Source organism: Herbiconiux sp. A18JL235 (genome assembly GCF_040939305.1).
Classification (GTDB): Bacteria; Actinomycetota; Actinomycetes; order Actinomycetales; family Microbacteriaceae; genus Herbiconiux.
In genome coordinates, this window is record NZ_CP162511.1 from 3,542,567 (window position 1) to 3,562,194 (window position 19,628).

15 protein-coding genes are annotated in these 19,628 nt (G+C 67.8%); 6 read left to right on the plus strand and 9 right to left on the minus strand.

Features of this window, described 5'->3' with window-relative positions; genetic code table 11:
• Positions 1-106: 106 nt before the first annotated feature.
• The 6 genes from fusA to rpoB form a co-directional block, all read right to left on the minus strand.
• Entirely contained in the window at positions 107-2,221 is a 2,115-nt protein-coding gene (gene fusA / locus ABFY20_RS16650; RefSeq protein WP_368497323.1) for an elongation factor G, read from the minus strand.
• A 45-nt stretch (positions 2,222-2,266) separates the two neighbouring features.
• On the minus strand, positions 2,267-2,737 hold the full coding sequence (gene rpsG / locus ABFY20_RS16655; protein WP_171703594.1) for a 30S ribosomal protein S7: 471 nt from the start codon (positions 2,735-2,737) through the stop codon (positions 2,267-2,269).
• Entirely contained in the window at positions 2,737-3,111 is a 375-nt protein-coding gene (gene rpsL / locus ABFY20_RS16660) for a 30S ribosomal protein S12 (RefSeq protein ID WP_056734914.1), read from the minus strand. The genes rpsG and rpsL overlap by 1 nt, the downstream gene beginning before the upstream one ends.
• Before the next feature lie 254 nt (positions 3,112-3,365).
• Positions 3,366-4,463: a hypothetical protein gene (locus ABFY20_RS16665; RefSeq protein ID WP_368497324.1), complete on the minus strand. Its 1,098-nt coding sequence runs from the start codon at positions 4,461-4,463 to the stop codon at positions 3,366-3,368.
• Positions 4,464-4,585: 122 nt separating this feature from the next.
• Positions 4,586-8,464 carry a DNA-directed RNA polymerase subunit beta' gene (rpoC, locus tag ABFY20_RS16670; RefSeq protein WP_171703592.1) on the minus strand — a complete coding sequence of 1,293 codons (3,879 nt, stop codon included), beginning with the start codon at positions 8,462-8,464 and terminating at the stop codon, positions 4,586-4,588.
• Between the two features lie 42 nt (positions 8,465-8,506).
• Positions 8,507-11,995 carry a DNA-directed RNA polymerase subunit beta gene (gene rpoB, locus ABFY20_RS16675; protein WP_368497325.1) on the minus strand — a complete coding sequence of 1,163 codons (3,489 nt, stop codon included), beginning with the start codon at positions 11,993-11,995 and terminating at the stop codon, positions 8,507-8,509.
• Between the two features lie 257 nt (positions 11,996-12,252).
• On the opposite strand from rpoB, the gene ABFY20_RS16680 reads away from it, so the two are divergent.
• The 4 genes from ABFY20_RS16680 to ABFY20_RS16695 all read left to right on the plus strand — a co-directional run bounded on the left by ABFY20_RS16680 (position 12,253) and on the right by ABFY20_RS16695 (position 15,850).
• Entirely contained in the window at positions 12,253-13,149 is an 897-nt protein-coding gene (locus tag ABFY20_RS16680; protein WP_368497326.1) for a spermidine synthase, read from the plus strand.
• A 182-nt stretch (positions 13,150-13,331) separates the two neighbouring features.
• On the plus strand, positions 13,332-14,528 hold the full coding sequence (locus ABFY20_RS16685; RefSeq protein ID WP_368497327.1) for a sorbosone dehydrogenase family protein: 1,197 nt from the start codon (positions 13,332-13,334) through the stop codon (positions 14,526-14,528).
• 199 nt (positions 14,529-14,727) lie between these two features.
• Positions 14,728-15,345 (plus strand): hypothetical protein, encoded by a 618-nt coding sequence (locus tag ABFY20_RS16690; RefSeq protein ID WP_368497328.1) that lies wholly within the window; start codon positions 14,728-14,730, stop codon positions 15,343-15,345.
• A gap of 13 nt (positions 15,346-15,358) precedes the next feature.
• Entirely contained in the window at positions 15,359-15,850 is a 492-nt protein-coding gene (locus ABFY20_RS16695) for a SprT-like domain-containing protein (protein WP_368497329.1), read from the plus strand.
• Positions 15,851-16,314: 464 nt separating this feature from the next.
• Here the strand turns inward: ABFY20_RS16695 and ABFY20_RS16700 are convergent, their stop codons facing one another.
• From ABFY20_RS16700 to ABFY20_RS16710, 3 genes are all read right to left on the minus strand, one after another.
• A complete protein-coding gene (locus tag ABFY20_RS16700) occupies positions 16,315-17,346 on the minus strand; it encodes a hypothetical protein (protein WP_368497330.1) in 1,032 nt (343 codons plus the stop codon).
• Between the two features lie 108 nt (positions 17,347-17,454).
• A complete protein-coding gene (locus tag ABFY20_RS16705) occupies positions 17,455-17,757 on the minus strand; it encodes a DUF427 domain-containing protein (protein WP_368497331.1) in 303 nt (100 codons plus the stop codon).
• 27 nt (positions 17,758-17,784) lie between these two features.
• The gene (locus ABFY20_RS16710; RefSeq protein ID WP_368497332.1) at positions 17,785-18,315 is read right to left on the minus strand and encodes a hypothetical protein; all 531 of its coding nucleotides are present in this window, start codon (positions 18,313-18,315) and stop codon (positions 17,785-17,787) included.
• Positions 18,316-18,375: 60 nt separating this feature from the next.
• On the opposite strand from ABFY20_RS16710, the gene ABFY20_RS16715 reads away from it, so the two are divergent.
• Both ABFY20_RS16715 and ABFY20_RS16720 read left to right on the plus strand, forming a co-directional pair.
• A complete protein-coding gene (locus tag ABFY20_RS16715) occupies positions 18,376-18,939 on the plus strand; it encodes a hypothetical protein (RefSeq protein ID WP_368497333.1) in 564 nt (187 codons plus the stop codon).
• Positions 18,936-19,622 (plus strand): DUF1684 domain-containing protein, encoded by a 687-nt coding sequence (locus tag ABFY20_RS16720; protein WP_368497334.1) that lies wholly within the window; start codon positions 18,936-18,938, stop codon positions 19,620-19,622. The genes ABFY20_RS16715 and ABFY20_RS16720 overlap by 4 nt, the downstream gene beginning before the upstream one ends.
• Positions 19,623-19,628: the final 6 nt, after the last annotated feature.

Sequence of the window (19,628 nt, forward strand, 5' to 3'; positions counted from 1 at the left end):
TCCTCAGGACTGTCATGCCGGTCATCCGAACGCTGGATCGCGTCCGGAATCAGGCGGGGGTTGTTGATATGTTACGCGAACCTACGAGGCCCGCAGAACTCGGGAGTTACTCGCCCTTGTTCTTCTGGATGATCTCGTCGGCCACAGCCTTCGGGACCTCGGCGTAGCTCTCGAAGGTCATCGAGTACACCGCACGACCCGAGGTCTTGGAGCGCAGGTCACCGATGTAACCGAACATCTCCGAGAGCGGGACGTGAGCACGGACGACCTTGACGCCGGAGGCGTCCTCCATCGACTGGATCTGGCCGCGGCGCGAGTTGAGGTCGCCGATGACGTCGCCCATGTACTCCTCGGGCGTACGCACCTCGACGGCCATGAGCGGCTCGAGCAGCACGGGGCTGGCCTTGCGGGCAGCCTCCTTGAAGGCCATCGAGCCGGCGATCTTGAACGCCATCTCCGAGGAGTCGACGTCGTGGTAGGCACCGTCGATGAGGGTCGCCTTGACGCCCACCATCGGGTAGCCGGCGAGCACGCCGACCTGCAGAGCATCCTGGATACCGGCGTCGACCGAAGGGATGTACTCGCGGGGAACGCGGCCACCGGTGACCTTGTTCTCGAACTCGTACACCGTCTCGGCCGTGACCTCGAGCGGCTCGATCGCGATCTGCACCTTGGCGAACTGACCGGAACCACCGGTCTGCTTCTTGTGGGTGTAGTCGTGGCGCTCGACGGTCTTGCGGATGGTCTCGCGGTAGGCCACCTGGGGCTTGCCGACGTTGGCCTCCACGTTGAACTCGCGCTTCATGCGGTCGACGAGGATGTCGAGGTGGAGCTCACCCATGCCCTTGATGACCGTCTGACCGGTCTCCTGGTTCTGCTCGGTGCGGAACGTCGGGTCTTCCTCGGCGAGCTTCTGGATGGCGACACCCAGCTTCTCCTGGTCTGCCTTGGTCTTCGGCTCGATGGCCACCTCGATCACGGGCTCCGGGAAGGTCATCGACTCGAGCACGACCTGGTTGTTCGGGTCGGACAGGGTGTCACCGGTGGTGGTGTCCTTCAGGCCGATGACCGCGTAGATGTGACCGGCGGTCACCGAGTCGACCGGGTTCTCCTTGTTGGAGTGCATCTGGAAGATCTTGCCGATGCGCTCCTTCTTGCCCTTGGTGGAGTTCATCACCTGGCCGCCCGACTCGAGCTGGCCCGAGTAGACGCGCACGTAGGTGAGACGACCGAAGAACGGGTGCACCGCGACCTTGAACGCGAGAGCCGCGAACGGGTCTTTCGGGTCGGGGTGACGCTCGATGATGATCTCTTCGTCACGGATGTCGTGACCCTCGGTTGCCGGAACGTCCAGAGGCGACGGGAGGTAGTCCACCACCGCGTCGAGCATCGGCTGCACGCCGCGGTTCTTGAACGCCGAGCCGCAGAGCACGGGGTAGATCTCGGAGTTCACGGTGAGCTTGCGGATCGCGCCCTTGATCTCGGCGACGGTCAGCTCCTCGCCACCGAAGAACTTTTCGAGCAGCGCGTCGTCGGTCTCGGCGACGGTCTCGAGCAGCACCTGACGGTACTCCTCCGCCTTCTCCTTGAGGTCGTCCGGGATCTCCTCGATCTCGTACTTCGCGCCCATCTGCACGTCACCCTTGGCGTCACCGCGCCAGGTGAGAGCGCGCATCTCGACCAGGTCGACGACGCCCTCGAAGGAGGACTCCGCACCGATCGGGAGCTGGATCACCAGGGGCTTGGCGCCGAGGCGGTTGATGATGGTGTCGACCGTGAAGTAGAAGTCGGCGCCGAGCTTGTCCATCTTGTTGACGAAGCAGATGCGCGGCACGTTGTACTTGTCGGCCTGACGCCACACGGTCTCCGACTGGGGCTCCACGCCCTCCTTGCCGTCGAACACCGCGACGGCGCCGTCGAGCACGCGGAGCGAGCGCTCCACCTCGACGGTGAAGTCGACGTGACCGGGGGTGTCGATGATGTTGATCTGGTTCTTGTTCCAGAAACAGGTGGTCGCAGCAGAGGTGATCGTGATGCCACGCTCCTGCTCCTGCGCCATCCAGTCCATCGTCGCAGCGCCGTCGTGGACCTCACCGATCTTGTGGGTGATGCCCGTGTAGAACAGGATGCGCTCGGTGGTGGTGGTCTTGCCGGCATCGATGTGAGCCATGATGCCGATGTTGCGGACCTTGTTCAGGTCGGTGAGCACGTCCTGTGCCACGGATTGCCTCCGATAGGTGAGAGCGGGAAAGAGAGGGCGCGGGGGTTACCAGCGGTAGTGCGCGAAGGCCTTGTTCGACTCGGCCATCTTGTGGGTGTCTTCGCGGCGCTTGACCGCGGCACCGAGGCCGTTCGAGGCGTCGAGGATCTCGTTGGTGAGACGCTCGGTCATGGTCTTCTCGCGGCGGGCCTTCGCGTAGGTGGTGAGCCAGCGGAGGGCGAGGGTGTTCGCACGGTGCGGCTTGACCTCGATCGGCACCTGGTAGGTGGAGCCACCGACGCGGCGGCTGCGCACCTCGAGGGTGGGGCGCACGTTGTCGAGGGCCTTCTTCAGGGTGACCACGGCATCCTGGCTGTTCTTGGCGGCGACACCCTCGAGCGCGTCGTACACGATGCGCTCAGCGGTGGCCTTCTTGCCGTCGAGCAGGATCTTGTTGACCAGCTGGCTGACGATCGGGGCGCCGTAGACCGGGTCGGCGACAACGGGACGCTTCGGGGCGGGACCCTTGCGAGGCATTACTTCTTCTCCATCTTCGCGCCGTAACGGCTGCGAGCCTGCTTGCGGTTCTTCACGGCCTGCGTGTCGAGCGCGCCGCGGATGATCTTGTAACGCACACCGGGGAGGTCCTTCACACGACCGCCGCGCACGAGCACCATCGAGTGCTCCTGCAGGTTGTGGCCCTCACCGGGGATGTAAGCGGTGACCTCGGTGCCGTTCGACAGCTTCACACGGGCGACCTTGCGGAGAGCCGAGTTCGGCTTCTTGGGGGTGGTGGTGTACACACGGGTGCACACGCCGCGCTGCTGGGGGTTGGCCTTGAGGGCGGGCGCCTTGGTCTTGGTGACCTTGGGGGTGCGACCCTTACGGACCAACTGCTGAATGGTTGGCACTACTTACTCCTTGTATTCGTAACGCTCAGTGTCTTCGAGTCCGGACATCCGCAACCCGTTCGTTCAACGCTCCGCGTGACGCCGGATGGCGTGTCGGGTGCGTCTGGACCCACCGGCGGTACAAAATGGCTCTGGTATCGCTGGTTGGTGGAGCAGTGGGAACTTGCGTTCTGCTTCGCTCTAAATCTGGGCATGCAAGTATGCACACACCCGGAAAATGATAGCTCCCGATGCCCCTCGGGTCAAATGGCGCCCTACCAGCTCGGCGTCGTGCCGGTGGGCTGCGCCACGCGCTCGTTCTGTTCGCGTTCGAACTGCTCGCGCGCTTCCTTGTTGCGCTGCTTCACCTTTCGGCCGCGCGAGGCGATCCACGCCCCCGTCCAGATCGAGACCTCGCGGGCGACGATGGCGCCGGCCAGGGTGAGCGGATCCATGGTGAGGGAACGCACGAAATCGTACTGCTCCTGGGGCTGCAGGTTCCAGGCGTTCACGTGGATGAGCGCGCCCGCGATGCCGGCGACGTAGACCAGCACCGCGACGAGGAAGCCTCCGAGCACGTAGGCCCACCAGCCGGCCCGGTTCACGACGAGCACGATGAGGATGAGGGACACGGCGAACACGATCACCGGCACGATGAACGCTGCGCTGAGGAGGAACTGGGCGAATGCCGTCACCGCCGCCACCCCGGCCAGGTTCGCCGAGATGACGAGGAACGACACCGCGGCGTACAGCGCCGCGAACGCGACGGTGCCGAGCAGCGCGATGAGCGTACCGCCGCCCCGGTTGCCCTTGGCCGCCGGGGGCACCGGCGCCACGGTCTGCTGGGGCGCCGGCTGGTACTGCGAGTACGGCAGCTCACCCACGGGGGCCGCCGTCGGGGTCGCGGTCTGGGTCGTCGGGGCGTAGGCGGCCGCCGGGTACGGAGTGGCGCGTTCCTCCCGCGGAGCGGGCTCGGACGAGGTGACGTAGGGGCCGCCTTGCGGGTGACGGTCGTAGGCGGCGACCGCCTGCTCGGCGATCGGGGCGCCCTCCTCGTTCACCACGTAGGGCCCGCCGAGGGGCGGGCGTGTCGTCGCCTCGGGCGTCAGCGGCTCATCGGCCGGTGTGCCCGCAGGCTCCGCCTCGGGCTCGGGAACCGGATGCTCGGAGGCCGGCTCGGCGGGCCGGTCGACGACGGGCTCGGAAGACCGATCGACGACGGGTTCTGCACCGGGCGCCTGCCAGTCCGGCATCGCAGGGAGCGGGGGCGTCTGACCGGCCGTGGGCTGCGCATCCGGATGCTCCGTGTTCTCGGCCGGGACGTCGCGCATCGGGAACTCCGGCTTGTCATCCTGACGCTCATCGCTGCTCATGCCCAGAACTCTACAATCGCGCTCCCTCGGCGCGGGGATGCGCGCCGCACGGCCGTGGTGCCGGGAACGGCGAAGGGCGCCCCACCGTTCGGTGAGACGCCCTCCGACGTGACGGGTGCCTGCTAGTTGTAGGTGCCCGGGGTGTAGTCGTCGCTCGAGAACGAGTCGAAGTCGACGAACGAGAGGTCAGCCTCCGAGAACACCGAGTCATCTGTGAAGATGCGGTTCGGGTAGCGCTCGGCCTTGGCCTCTTCGGTCGCCTCGACGGTGACGTTGCGGTACTTCTGGAGACCGGTGCCGGCCGGGATCAGCTTTCCGATGATCACGTTCTCCTTCAGGCCCACCAGCGGGTCGGACTTGCCCTCCATGGCGGCCTGCGTGAGAACACGCGTGGTCTCCTGGAACGACGCGGCCGACAGCCACGACTCGGTCGCGAGGGACGCCTTGGTGATACCCATGACCTCCTGACGGGCCGAGGCGGGCCGCTTGCCCTCGGAGAGGGCTGCGCGGTTGACCTCGGTGTAGCGCGACCGGTCGACGAGCTCACCAGGCAGAAGATCGGTGTCGCCGTGCTCGACGACGGTGACCTTGCGCAGCATCTGGCGCACGATGACCTCGATGTGCTTGTCGTGGATCGGCACACCCTGCGAGCGGTAGACGCCCTGCACACCGCCCACGAGGTGCTTCTGCACCTCGCGCACGCCCTTGACCCGGAGGACCTCCTTCGGGTCGACGGCGCCGACGATGAGCTGCTGGCCGAGCTCCACGTGCTGCCCGTCCTCGACGAGGAGGGTCGCACGCTTCAGCACCGGGTAGGCGATGGGCTCGTCGCCGTTGTCGGGCGTGAGGATCACCTTGCGGCTGCGGTCGGTGTCTTCGATCACGACGCGACCGGCGGCCTCGACGATGGGCGACGCACCCTTCGGGGTGCGGGCCTCGAAGAGCTCCTGCACGCGGGGAAGACCCTGCGTGATGTCGTCGGCCGAGGCCGAACCACCGGTGTGGAAGGTACGCATCGTCAGCTGGGTTCCGGGCTCACCGATCGACTGGGCCGCGATGATGCCGACGGCCTCTCCGATGTCGACGAGGTTACCGGTGGCCAGCGACCGGCCGTAGCAGGTCGCGCAGACGCCGACAGCCGACTCGCAGGTGAGCACGGAACGCACCTTGATGGTGCGCACTCCCGCGGCCACGAGCTTGTCGATGAGCACGTCTCCGACGTCGTCTCCGGCCTCGGCGACGACCTCGCCCTGCTCGTTGACCGCATCCGCAGCCAGCGATCGGGCGTAGACCGAGTTCTCGACGTTGTCGTCACGGGTCCAGACGCCGTCGGCGCCCTCGAGGGCGATCGGCAGGTCGAGACCGCGCGAGGTGCCGCAGTCGGTCTCGCGGATGATGACATCCTGCGAGACGTCGACGAGACGACGCGTGAGGTAACCGGAGTCGGCCGTACGGAGAGCCGTGTCGGCCAGGCCCTTACGAGCACCGTGGGTCGCGATGAAGTACTCCGCCACCGACAGTCCCTCGCGGTACGAGGAGATGATCGGACGGGGGATGATCTCACCCTTCGGGTTGTTCACGAGGCCTCGCATGCCGGCTATGTTGCGCACCTGCAGCCAGTTACCACGTGCACCCGAGGTGACCATGCGGTTGATCGTGTTGTCGACCGGGAAGTTCGCGCGCATGGCTGCGGCGACCTCGTCGGTTGCCTTCGTCCAGATCTGGATGAGCTCCTGACGACGCTCGAGGTCGGTCGTCAGACCCTTCTCGAACTGCGCCTGCACCTTGGCGGCCTGCTTCTCGTAGCCGGCGACGATCTCGCGCTTCGTGGGAGGCGTGAGGATGTCGCTGAGCGCCACGGTGACACCCGAGCGGGTGGCCCAGTAGAAACCGGCGTCCTTGATGCGGTCGAGCGAGGCGGCGACCTCCACCTTCGGGTAGCGCTCGGCGAGGTCGTTGACGATCGCCGAGATGGTGCCCTTGTCGGCCACCTGCTGCACGAAGGGGTAGTCCTCAGGGAGCGCCTCGTTGAAGAGCGCACGACCGAGGGTGGTCTCCACCAGGACGGGACCGCCCTCGTAGCCCTCGGGTGCGTCGCCCTCGGCGAAGTGCACGTCGGACATGCGGATCTTGACCCAGGCGTTCAGGTCGAGGGTGCCCTGGTCCTTCGCCAGGATGGCCTCCGACACCGTCGAGAACGCACGGCCCTCGCCGGTCGCACCCTCCTTCACCGTGGTGAGGTGGTGCAGACCGATGATCATGTCCTGCGTGGGCAGGGTCACCGGGCGACCGTCGGACGGCTTCAGGATGTTGTTCGACGCGAGCATCAGGATGCGCGCCTCGGCCTGGGCCTCCACCGACAGCGGAAGGTGCACGGCCATCTGGTCACCGTCGAAGTCGGCGTTGAACGCCGCGCAGACGAGCGGGTGCAGCTGGATCGCCTTGCCCTCCACGAGCTGAGGCTCGAAGGCCTGGATGCCGAGACGGTGCAGCGTCGGTGCGCGGTTCAGCAGCACGGGGCGCTCGCGGATGATCTCCTCGAGCACGTCCCACACCTGCGGACGGCTGCGCTCCACCATGCGCTTCGCGGCCTTGATGTTCTGAGCGTGGCTCAGGTCGATCAGGCGCTTGATGACGAACGGCTTGAAGAGCTCGAGCGCCATCTGCTTGGGCAGACCGCACTGGTGCAGCTTCAGCTGCGGGCCGACGATGATGACCGAACGGCCCGAGTAGTCGACGCGCTTGCCGAGCAGGTTCTGGCGGAAACGACCCTGCTTCCCCTTCAGCATGTCGCTGAGGGACTTCAGGGCGCGGTTGCCGGTACCGGTGACGGGGCGACCACGGCGGCCGTTGTCGAACAGTGCGTCGACGGCCTCCTGCAGCATCCGCTTCTCGTTGTTGACGATGATCTCGGGGGCGCCGAGGTCGAGCAGTCGACGGAGACGGTTGTTGCGGTTGATCACACGACGGTAGAGGTCGTTCAGGTCGCTGGTCGCGAAGCGGCCACCGTCGAGCTGCACCATCGGGCGCAGCTCCGGCGGGATGACCGGCACCACGTCGAGCACCATCGCGGCCGGCGAGTTGCCGGTCTGCAGGAAGGAGTTCACCACGCGCAGACGCTTGATGGCGCGGATCTTCTTCTGACCCTTGCCCTCGGCGATCTGCAGGTGCAGGGTCTCCGACTCGGCCTCGAGGTCGAACGCCTCGAGACGCTTCTTGATGGCCTCCGCGCCCATGTAGGCCTCGAAGTACATGCCGTAGCGGTCCTGCAGCTCGTGGAAGATGGCGTCCTCGGGCTTCAGCTCACCCACCTTGAGGTTGCGGAAGTCCTCCCAGACGCGCTCGAGCTGGGAGATCTGCTCGTCGTAGGCCTTGCGGGTCTGCGACATCTCCTTCTCGGCGCCGTCCTTCGTGCGACGCTTCTGGTCGGCCTTGGCACCCTCGGCCTCGAGCTCGGCCAGGTCGGCCTCGAGCCGGCCCAGACGGTCGGCGATGCGGGCGTCACGCTGGTCTGCGAGGGTCTTGATCTCGAGCCGCAGCTCGTTCTCGAGGCCCGGCATGTCTTCGTGACGGCCGTCTTCGTCGACCGAGATGATCATGTACGCGGCGAAGTAGATGACCTTCTCGAGGTCTTTCGGCGCCATGTCGAGCAGGTAGCCGAGGCGCGAGGGAACGCCCTTGAAGTACCAGATGTGGGTGACCGGAGCGGCGAGCTCGATGTGGCCCATGCGCTCACGGCGCACCGACGACTTCGTGACCTCGACACCGCAGCGCTCGCAGACGATGCCCTTGAAGCGCACGCGCTTGTACTTGCCGCAGGAACACTCCCAGTCACGGCTCGGCCCGAAGATCTGCTCTCCGAAGAGGCCGTCCTTCTCGGGCTTCAGCGTGCGGTAGTTGATGGTCTCGGGCTTCTTGACCTCACCGTGCGACCACTTGCGGATGTCGTCAGCCGTCGCGAGACCGATCCGCAGCTCATCAAAAGTTGTTACGTCGAGCAATTTTCCTTCTCTCCTGGAAAAAGTCTTCTAGTGGTTGCCGGCTCAGATGTCGTCGATGGACGACGACTCGAAGCGGCTGGAGATGTTGATGCCGAGCTCTTCTGCGGCACGGAAGACCTCGTCGTCCGTGTCGCGGAGGCTCACAGCGGTGCCGTCGGCCGAGAGCACCTCGACGTTCAGGCACAGCGACTGCATCTCCTTGATGAGCACCTTGAAGCTCTCGGGGATACCCGGCTCCTGGATGTTCTCGCCCTTGACGATGGCCTCGTACACCTTCACGCGGCCGAGGATGTCGTCGGACTTGATGGTGAGCAGCTCCTGCAGGGCGTACGCGGCGCCGTAGGCCTCGAGGGCCCACACCTCCATCTCACCGAAGCGCTGGCCACCGAACTGCGCCTTACCACCGAGCGGCTGCTGGGTGATCATCGAGTACGGACCGGTCGAACGCGCGTGGATCTTGTCGTCGACCAGGTGGTGCAGCTTCAGGATGTACATGTAGCCCACCGACACGGGGTCGGGGTAGGGCTCACCGGAGCGGCCGTCGAACAGCTGGGTCTTGCCGGAGGAACCGATGAGACGCTCGCCGTCGCGGGTGAGGGTGGTCGAGTCGAGCAGACCCGCGATCTCCTCCTCCGAGGCGCCGTCGAACACCGGGGTGGCGACCTTCGTGCCGGGAGCAGCCGAACGCGCCTGCTCGGGCAGGTTCGCCGCCCACTTCGGCTTGCCGTCGACCTCCCAGCCCTGCTTGGCGATCCACCCGAGGTGGGTCTCCAGCACCTGGCCGAAGTTCATGCGGCCCGGGATGCCCATCGGGTTGAGGACGATGTCGACCGGAGTTCCGTCGGCGAGGAACGGCATGTCCTCGACCGGCAGGATCTTCGAGATGACGCCCTTGTTGCCGTGACGGCCGGCGAGCTTGTCACCCGCGGTGATCTTGCGCTTCTGAGCGATGTACACCACGACGCGCTGGTTGACGCCGGAACCCAGCTCGTCGTCGTTCTCGGCCGAGAACTCCTTGACGGCGATGATGGTTCCCTCTTCACCGTGAGGCACCTTGAGGCTGGTGTCGCGCACCTCGCGGCTCTTCTCGTTGAAGATCGCGCGGAGCAGACGCTCCTCGGCGGAGAGCTCGGTCTCACCCTTCGGCGTGACCTTGCCGACGAGGATGTCGCCGGGGCGCACCTCGGCACCGATGCGGATGATGCCGCGCTCGTCGAGGTCGGCCAGCAGCTCCGGGCTCACGTTGGGGAGGTCACGGGTGATCTCCTCCTTGCCGAGCTTGGTGTCGCGCGCGTCGACCTCGTACTCCTCGATGTGGATCGACGAGAGCACGTCGTCCTTCACCAGGTTCTGGCTGAGGATGATGGCGTCTTCGAAGTTGTGACCCTCCCACGGCATGAACGCCACGAGGAGGTTCTTGCCGAGTGCGAGCTCGCCGTTCTCGGTGGCGGGGCCATCGGCGATGACCTGACCCGACTCGATCCGCTCACCCTCGGAGACGATGACGCGGTTGTTGTACGACGTGCCCTGGTTGGAGCGGTCGAACTTGCGCAGGTAGTAGGTCTCCACGCCACCCTCGTCGAGCAGCACGCTCACCGAGTCGGCCGAGACCTCCTGCACCACGCCGGCGCCGTTCGCGGTGACCACGTCACCGGCGTCGATGGCCGCGAAGCCCTCCATGCCGGTGCCGACCAGCGGCGACTCCGAGCGCAGCAGCGGCACGGCCTGGCGCTGCATGTTCGCACCCATGAGCGCGCGGTTGGCGTCGTCGTGCTCGAGGAAGGGGATGAGCGAGGTCGCGACCGACACCATCTGGCGCGGCGAGACATCCATGTAGCCGATGTCTTCTGCCGGGAACAGGTCGACCTCTCCACCCTTCTTACGGGCGAGCACACGCTGCTCGGCGAAGTGCGAGTCGGCGGTCAGCGGCGCGTTGGCCTGGGCGACGATGTACTCGTCCTCCTCGGACGCGGTGAGGTAGTCGATGTTCTCGGTGACCTTGCCGTCGACGACGCGACGGTAGGGGGTCTCGATGAAACCGAAGGAGTTGATGCGCGCGAACGATGCGAGCGAGCCGATCAGGCCGATGTTCGGGCCTTCGGGGGTCTCGATCGGGCACATGCGGCCGTAGTGGCTGGGGTGCACGTCGCGCACCTCGACGCCGGCGCGCTCACGGGAGAGACCACCGGGGCCCAGGGCGCTCAGGCGGCGCTTGTGGGTCAGGCCCGCGAGCGGGTTGTTCTGGTCCATGAACTGCGACAGCTGGCTCGTTCCGAAGAACTCTTTGATCGCGGCGACGACGGGGCGCACGTTGATCAGGGTCTGCGGGGTGATCGCCTCGATGTCCTGCGTGGTCATGCGCTCGCGCACGACACGCTCCATGCGGGACAGACCCGTGCGCACCTGGTTCTGGATGAGCTCGCCGACCGCACGGATGCGGCGGTTGCCGAAGTGGTCGATGTCGTCGACGTCGAGACGGATCTCGACCGGCTTGCCGTCGCGCACGCCGTTCAGCGTGGTCTGGTTGTCGTGCAGCGCCACCAGGTACTTGATCGTCGCGATGATGTCCTGGGTGGTGAGCACCGAATCGGACAGCGGCGCGTCGATGCCGAGCTTGCGGTTGATCTTGTAACGACCCACCTTCGCCAGGTCGTACCGCTTCGGGTTGAAGTAGAAGTTGTCGAGCAGCGCACGCGCGGCCTCGGCAGCGACCTGCTCGCCCGGGCGGAGCTTGCGGTAGATGTCCTTCAGGGCCTCTTCCTTGGTGAGGATCGAGTCCTTCTCGAGGGTGGCCTCGATGGAGGCGTAGCCCTTGAACTCCTCGAGGATCTCCTCGGAGGTGAGGCCGAGCGCCTTGAGGAAGACGGTCACCGACTGCTTGCGCTTGCGGTCGATGCGCACACCCACCTGGTCGCGCTTGTCGATCTCGAACTCGAGCCAGGCACCGCGGCTCGGGATGACGCGAGCGGAGTAGATGTCCTTGTCGGAGGTCTTCTCCGGGGTGCGCTCGAAGTACACACCGGGGGAACGCACGAGCTGCGACACCACGACACGCTCGGTGCCGTTGATGATGAACGTGCCCTTCTCGGTCATGAGCGGGAAGTCGCCCATGAAGACCGTCTGGGTCTTGATCTCACCGGTCTGGTGGTTCATGAACTCGGCCTCGACGTAGAGGGGAGCCGCGTAGGTCTTGCCGCGCTCCTTGCACTCGTCGATGGTGTACTTCTCGGGCTCGAGGAACGGGCTCGTGAAGCTCAGCTGCATGGTCTCGCCGAGGTCTTCGATGGGCGAGATCTCCTCGAAGATCTCATCGAGACCGGAGCGGCCCGGCAGGTCTTGACGGCCGGCGGCCTGTGCTTCTGCGACGCGTGCCTTCCACACGTCGTTCCCGACGAGCCAGTCGAAGCTCTCGGTCTGCAGGGCGAGCAGATCGGGAACCGTCAGCGTGTCGGTGATCTTGGCGAACGAGAGCCGCGATGCGGCCCGACCGTTCTTGGGTGAAGTGGTGGTTGCGTTGCGCGCAGCAGCCAAGGAAATAACCTCCGTGGGCCCCGTCGGGCCTTGCGTTACTTACGGTCGTTGTGTCGAGAACTCCGCAGATGTGTCCGAACCCGCAATATGGTTCTAGAGTGTTGCTGCGCGGTAGGGTGAGAAACCCCGGCGCAGATGCCGACCGCAATATGAAGGCATAGTTGTTCTGGGAGCGCAAAGAACAACTATAGGCGCTCTCGACACGCCTGTCCAGTCCAATTCTTGACCGCTCCGGAATTCTCAGGTATAACGCGCTGATGGCACGGGAACGCGACAGGCGAGGCACGCGGGTCGAGCATCCGTCGGCCCGGTTGAGCGACGGGATGCTCGCCACCATCGAGCCCGACCGCTTCCGTGCGGGTTCGCAGGTGCTCATCGTCGACGGAACGCCCCAGTCGCACGTCGACCTCGACGACCCCACCTACCTCTCGTTCGAGTACGTGAGGCGCATCGGCCACGGCATCGATCTGCTCGCACCCGCGGGCGAAGCGATCACGGCTGTGCACCTCGGCGGTGGCGCGTTCACCCTGCCCCGCTACGTGGAGGCGACACGGCCCGGGTCGCGGCAGCAGGTGGTGGAGATCGACAGCGGACTGGTGGAGTTCGTGCGGCGGGAGCTGCCGTTGCCGCGGAGCGCCTCCATCAGAGTGCGTCACGGGGACGCTCGAGAGGTGCTCGAGAAGCTTCCCACCGGCATACTCGGGGCCGTCGACCTGGTGGTCGTCGACGTGTTCGCCGGAGCGCGCACGCCCGCGCATGTGACGAGCGCGGAGTTCTACCGCGCCGTCGCCGGGGTGCTGGCGCCGCACGGCCTGGTCGCCGTGAACGTCGCCGACGGCGCCGGACTCGCGTTCGCACGCAGTCAGGCCGCGACGCTGGCCCACGTGTTCCCCTCCGTCGCGGTGGCCGCCGACCCTCAGATGCTGAAGGCCAAGCGGTTCGGGAACGTCGTCGCCTTCGCCTCGGCGAGCGAGCTGCCGTTCGACACGATGCCGCGGCTCCTGGCCGGAGACCCCGTGGCGGCCAAGCTCGTGACGGGGCGGGAGCTCGAGAACTTCATCGCGGGCGCGGCGGTGGCCACGGATCAGACGGCGACCAGGTCGCCCGCGCCGGCGCGGAGCGTGTTCGCGGTGGATCGGCGGGCCGCGGAGTAGCGGAGGCGGCGTCGTGCGCTCGCGGCGGCATCGCCTTGTGCGCTGGTGGGGGCGGCGTCGTGTCGCGGGCTCGGGGGGCGGCGTCGTGTCGCGGGCTCAGGGGCATTAGTGCGTCGTGCACTCGGAGGCGGTTCACACGGGCCGGGGGCAGGGTGGTCGTGGGGCGACGGACGGGAGCGGACATGCAGACGGCACCACGACTGACGAAGACGGCGATGCGCACGATGTCGGTCGCCGCCGCGGCCTTGTCGGCGACGCTGCTGGCCGGATGCGGGGCGGGCGACGACACGACCACGCGGTCCACGGCGACACCGACTGCCGCCACGCCGATTCCGTCCGTGACCGCGACTCCCTCGCCCGCGCCGACCTCGACGCCGACGCCCGCCGCGGAGGACCTCGGGCCCCTCGTGCCCGCGGGCGAGCCGACCCCGATCGCGTCGAACCTTCCCACCCCCTGGTCGATCGCCACCCTTGCCGACGGATCGGTGCTGGTGAGCGAACGCGACGACGCACGGATCGTCGAGATCGTCGGCGGCCAGGCGGTGCCCGTGACGACGGTGGAGGGGGTGCAGGCCGCAGGAGAAGGCGGACTGATGGGGCTCGCCGTGCTCGAGGGAGCATCCGGGAACTGGCTCTACGCGATGCACACCGCGGCATCCGACAACCGGGTGGTGCGTATGCAGCTCGGCGGCACATCCGGAGCCCGCACCCTGGGGGCGCCGGAACCCGTGCTCACCGGTCTGCCCAAGGCGTCGAACCACAACGGCGGACGCATCGCGTTCGGGCCCGACGGCATGGTGTACGTCACGGCCGGCGACGCCAGCTCGGGGGCGAACGCGCAGACGCTCGACTCGCTGGGCGGCAAGATCCTGCGAGTCACGCCCGACGGGGCCGTCCCCGCCGACAACCCGTTCCCCGGTTCGCCGGTCTACTCGCTCGGGCACCGCAATCCGCAAGGTATCGGCTGGGCCGCCGACGGCACCATGTGGGCGGCCGAGTTCGGGCAGAACACGTGGGACGAGCTCAACATCATCACCCCGGGCGCGAACTACGGGTGGCCTGTGGTCGAGGGGATCGCCGGAGACCCGGCGTTCGTCGACCCCGTGCAGCAGTGGGCGACCGACGACGCGTCGCCGTCGGGCATCGCCGTGGTGGGCGACACCGTCTTCATGGCGGCGCTCGGCGGGGAGCGGCTGTGGAGCATCCAATTCGACGGGCGGGTGAACGAGCACTACGCGGGGCAGCTGGGGCGCATCCGCGACGTGGTGCGCGGGCCCGGATCGACGCTCTACCTCATCACGAACAACACTGACGGGCGGGGCGATCCCCGCGCCGGGGACGACGTGATGTACCAGGTGGAGCTGGCGCCGCTGGGGTGAGCGGCCGGATGCGACGTCGCGGCTGCGGGACGCGCTTTCCAGGGCGGATTCGGACGGCACGGCTCGGCGCGGCCCTCATCCGGGGGCATCGTCGTACCCTTGACGGAGACGGGATCGGACCCCGCGTGGGCGGAGCGACTCAGCCGGCGCGGTCCAGAGGCACCAGGAGCACGAACTGAGCATCATCACCGGATACGACATGACGACCCTCCGCGAGAAGGTCGACTCCCGCGCTGTCGCCGAGCGGCTCGACGAACTCGGTCAGCTGCGCAGCCTCTCCGCCCTCAACGAGAAGGTCGTGCTGCTGCGGCTCGCCGGTCGCCTAGACGACGCCTGGGTGATCGCCAACGAGGCGGTACGACAGGCACGCTTCTCAGGTGACCGGGAGATGGCTCTGGGGGCGCGCATCCGTCGCGCACAGGTGCAGCAGTACCAGGGCAAGTACCCGGCGGCGCTGCAGGAACTCGGGCTCTGCGTCGAAGAAGCGCAGACCCACGAGTGGGGTGCGCTCGAGGCGGCAGCGACGCTCAGTCGCGGCAAGGTGTACTTCGAGACGCGTGAGTACGAGGCGGCGCTCGCCGACTTCAAGTCGTCGGTGTTCCTCATGGAGCGCCTCGGGGCGTCGATCGACCAGCTCGAGGCGTCGCTCGTCGCCGTGGCCGTCGTGGAGTCGCTGCTCGGCGGCACGGCCCCGTCGCCGGAACTGTCGGCGCCGTCGGCGGGCACCTCGGCGGGTTCGGCCTCACCGGCTGCGGAGCCCGCTTCGGCCGACCAGCGATCGATCGGCACGTCGTCGCTCGGGCAGTCGCCCAGCTGAACGCGGTCGACCGATGGCCGATCTGCAGCGGGTGACGCGCTGGGCGAACGCACTCATCGCGCTGCATCTCGACGCCCGGGTGTGGTCGTTCGGGTTCGACAACGCCAAGACCCGCGCGGGCCAGTGCAACTACACCGCCCATCGCATCACGGTGTCGCGGTACCTCGCGGCGCGGTATGAGGACGACGAGATCCACCAGATCTTGTTGCACGAAGTGGCGCATGCGCTCGCCGGGCCCGCGGCAGCGCACGGGCCGCGGTGGGTGGCGGTGGCCCGCGAGATCGGTTACGAGGGCTCGCGCCTTCACGACGGCGAGCGAGCCGACGAACTGGCGCCGTGGATCGGGCGATGCCCTGCGGGGCACGAGTACTTCAGGCACCGCCGCCCCACGAACCGCGTCTCGTGCAGCGTGTGTGCTCGCGGTTTCAGCTCGGCCCATGTGATCGAGTGGACCCGCCGCGACGTCGCCGCCGCGCGCCGCGCTGTGCACCGCGCCGCGCGCTGACGACGCGCGGGTCGCAAGGCACGAGGCACGAGGCACGAGGCACGAGGCACGAGGCACGAGGCACGAGGCACGAGGCGATCATCGCGCGGTGCAGCATGCCGCGGGTGAGGGCCGCGGCTGGCCCGCGTCGAGGGTGGGTGGTGGGGGTGGGTGCAGCCCGCCGCGTTCGTGGGGGAACGAGCGGCGCGGCGGGCTGCAGTCGGGGCCCCAGGCTCAGCTCCGGGCTTGGGGGACGAGAGTGCCGTCGGACGGGGACGGGCGCGAACCGGCGCACTCGTCGGGGCTCGGCGATCGCCTACGGCGTCCGGCGCCCCCGGCGGGCGGCGCCGGGTTGGTGAAGTGCAGCCCACCGCGGTTCGCGGGGGGACGATCCACGGCGGGCTGCGGTCTATGGGCCTACGGGACGAACCACGGGCGGTAGGGGGACTCGTAGGGGGTGTGTGGGGCGGAGGCGCGCAGCAGCATCAGATGTTGCCGATCGTGTGGCGCCCGAGATCGGTGTACCAGAGCGAGTTGGTCGAGGTGACGGCAAGACACCCGACCGATGCCCCGGTGAACGGGGGAGCGAAGAACGCGACCGAGCCGTCGGGCTCGATGCGGCCCATGCCGTGCGCCCCGGCGACGAAGTACAGCTCGTAGTCGCTGCCGGCACAGAGCGAGGACGGCTCGGTGTAGACGAACGGTGGCTCGATGATGGGTGCGACAGCGACCACCGAACCGCTCAACGAGACCTTCTGGAGAAGATTCGGTCGAGCCACCCAGAGCGACCCGTCGGCGACCTTCGCGATGCCGGAGAAGTTGCCGGGGCCTACCGGAAACATCTCGGTGGCCCCTGTGACGATGTCGAGGGCGCCGATCGAGCCGTAGCCGTCGACGGTGAACCAGATGCGGCCGTCGTCGCCGGCCACGAGGTGGTAGAAGCCGGAGCCCGGATGTACGGGGAACGAGGTGATGGAGCCATCGAGGGCCAGACGACCGAGGCCGCCCGCCGCATCCCAGCCGAACCAGATCGCCCCGTCTGCACCCACGACCGGCGAGCTTCCCCAGTCGAAGCGGCCGCTGAAGGGAAATGCCGTGACAGCGCCGGAAGCCGGATCGAGCTTGCCCATTCCGCCGTTCGAGATGTCGTTGAACCAGACGGTGCCGTCGGGAGCGGGAACGAGGCGCGAGACACCCGGCCGCCCCGGACCGAGGTCGTACTCCACGAACGAAGCGGGTGCCGAAGAGGGGAACGAGACGATGTGGTTGCCCCAGCCGTCGTCGTACCAGACGCGATCTCCCGCATCGACAGTGACGAAGCCGGGTGCGAATCCGGCAGTCGGAGTCGTGTACTCATGCCACGAGGCGAACCCTCCCCCGCCGACCTCGAGGGCCCCCGCCGCCTTCGACTCGAGCGGAACACCCGCTGAGACGACAGCAGCAGCAGCGCCCACGGCGAGCAGACCGAAGTGCCGGCGCGTGAGGGCGGGGGCATCGGGGTCGTACACGGAACGCACGCTGATCTCCTCGAGTCGAACGATGGGGCCCGCCGGGTGAGCGGTGAGGCCACGTTATTCGCGGGAGAGGCGTGCCTGTGATGAGTACTTCGTACTCATCGACCCGGTTCAGTCGGTGACCTGGACTTCCTTCCAGAAGGCGACATAGCCGCTGAAGTCCTTGCCGACTCGGTCGAAGGCGGTGGGGTACGGCTGCGGGTAGCTCCAGGCACGGTCGTGGAGCACCTCGTCGTCGATCTTCACGTCGAAGTACTGGCACTCACCCTTCCACGGGCAGGTGTAGGGGGTGTCGCTCGCGACGAGCAGCGACGAGTCGACGCTCGACGGCGGGAAATACCAGTTGCCCTCGATGGCGATCAGATCTTCCTTCGGTGCTTCGGCGACGACGACGCCGCCCAGAACTGCCTTCATGGTGTGACCTCCTGTGTCACCACCACGCTACGCCTCGTCGGCGTCGATCCGGCAGAGTTCGGCGAGCTCGTCGGAACGCCCGGCGGCCACCCAGGTGAGACCGGCCTCGGATGCGCTGACGAGGTGTGCGACGGCGCGGCGCAGCGACACGAAGGAGGCGCACGCCGCCGCCGCCTCGGGAGACGAGTAGTCGATCCCGAGTTCGGCGAGCGCGTCGACGACGGAGCCCGCTGCCAGGAAGTCCTCGACGGCGAATCGTCCGTCAGGGCGGGCCGGTGTGACGAGGTCGACGAAGACCCGCTCGCCTCGCTCCCCCTGCACCGCGAGCACCGTGCGTGCCGCGGCCGTGCGTGTGCGGAAGCCGACGGCGGGGCGTTCGGCGAGCATCCGTGCCGCCTCGGGATGGGAGGAGAACTCGCCGTCGTCGAGCGCGTCGACGACGAGCAGGTGGTCTGCCTGCGCCGCCAGCTCGGCGAGACCCGTCGACGTCACTCCGAGGTGGAGGCGCACCTGGTAGCGCGACTGGGGCAGGGCGGTCTCGGGGAGCTGGCTGGGCATCCGTCGAGTTTAAGGCGAGCGGGGGTTGGACGCCGCGCGTGCCCCCGCGAGACTGGGAAGATGCGCGTGATGCTGAAGCTCATCCTCGACTGCGGCCCGGATGCCGCGTGGCGTGCATTGCGGAGCCCCGCGGTGTTCAGAGAGGTGTCGAGCCCGCTGGTGGAGATCGAGTCGCTCACCGTCGACGGGTTCCCGACCGTGTGGACGGAGGGTGTGCATCCGGTCGAGATGCGGGGAGCCGGCATCGTTCCCATCGGGCAGCAGCTCATCAACCTGTCGTTCCGCACGGCCGAGCACGGATCGACGCGCATCGTCCACGACTCTGGCGTCGGAGTGCGCGGAGCCGTCGCGGTCCTGTCGATGTGGGATCACAAGATGGCCGTGGCGCCCGACCCGGCCGGCACCGGGCGCACGCTCTACCGCGACAAGCTCGAGGTGCATGCCGGGCTGCTCACGCCGGCGGCGTGGTACGGGCTGTGGGCGTTCTGGCAGTGGCGGGGCCACCGGCTGCAGCAGCTGGCGCCGACCTGGGCGTTCGACCCGCCGGCGGCGACGGATGCGGGTGAGGCGGATGCGGACGAGACGGCTGCTGCCGGTGGCGACGCGACAGGGCCCGCCTCGTGAACCGCCCCGCCGCGACGGCGCTCGCGACCGCCGACTGGCGGTTGCGGGTGTTCGGCATCTACGCCCGCGTGCGCGAGCTCACCGCGGACGGCGACATCATGGCGGCCCACGACCTGTGGCGCCGGGGGCGTGACGAGCTGTTCGCCGAGCATCCGGCCACTCCCCTGTTGCCCGAAGACCGGCCCGGCTTCGCGGGCCTGCCGGTCGCGCCCTACGACCCGGCATGGCGGTTCATCGCCGAGATCGCCGAGCCCGAGGCCGACGACCCGCGCCCGCGTTCGTTCGAGTTCGAGACGGGCACCGACGGCGTGGTGCCGTTCGAACTCCTCGGTGTGGCCCGCATCGACGGCGTGGGCGAGCTCGACGTGTGGCGGCTCGCCTCCTACGGCGGAGGCCTGTTCGTTCCTGTGAAGGATGCTCTGGCCGACCGCCCGGGCGGCACCTACGGCGCCGGTCGCTACCTCGTCGACACCATCAAGGGCGCGAGCCTCCAGCCCGAGCTCGAGCCGGGCGGGCACACCTCCCGCCTGGTTCTCGACTTCAACTTCGCCTACAACCCGTCGTGCGCCTACGACCCCGCCTGGGCCTGCCCCCTCGCCCAACCCGGCAACCGCCTCCCCGTCGAGGTGCCTGTGGGCGAGTCGTACGGGCACCATCCAGGTGACTCACGAGCTGTGCGCTAGACTTGA

Bases quoted from the DNA above. Each gene is read 5' to 3' on its own strand.
- rpsG (WP_171703594.1), bottom strand. From the start codon at position 2,737: ATGCCTCGCAAGGGTCCCGCCCCGAAGCGTCCCGTTGTCGCCGACCCG.
- ABFY20_RS16665 (WP_368497324.1), bottom strand. From the start codon at position 4,463: ATGAGCAGCGATGAGCGTCAGGATGACAAGCCGGAGTTCCCGATGCGC.
- ABFY20_RS16680 (WP_368497326.1), top strand. From the start codon at position 12,253: ATGGCACGGGAACGCGACAGGCGAGGCACGCGGGTCGAGCATCCGTCG.
- ABFY20_RS16685 (WP_368497327.1), top strand. From the start codon at position 13,332: ATGCAGACGGCACCACGACTGACGAAGACGGCGATGCGCACGATGTCG.
- ABFY20_RS16690 (WP_368497328.1), top strand. From the start codon at position 14,728: ATGACGACCCTCCGCGAGAAGGTCGACTCCCGCGCTGTCGCCGAGCGG.
- ABFY20_RS16695 (WP_368497329.1), top strand. From the start codon at position 15,359: ATGGCCGATCTGCAGCGGGTGACGCGCTGGGCGAACGCACTCATCGCG.
- ABFY20_RS16705 (WP_368497331.1), bottom strand. From the start codon at position 17,757: ATGAAGGCAGTTCTGGGCGGCGTCGTCGTCGCCGAAGCACCGAAGGAA.
- ABFY20_RS16710 (WP_368497332.1), bottom strand. From the start codon at position 18,315: ATGCCCAGCCAGCTCCCCGAGACCGCCCTGCCCCAGTCGCGCTACCAG.
- ABFY20_RS16715 (WP_368497333.1), top strand. From the start codon at position 18,376: ATGCGCGTGATGCTGAAGCTCATCCTCGACTGCGGCCCGGATGCCGCG.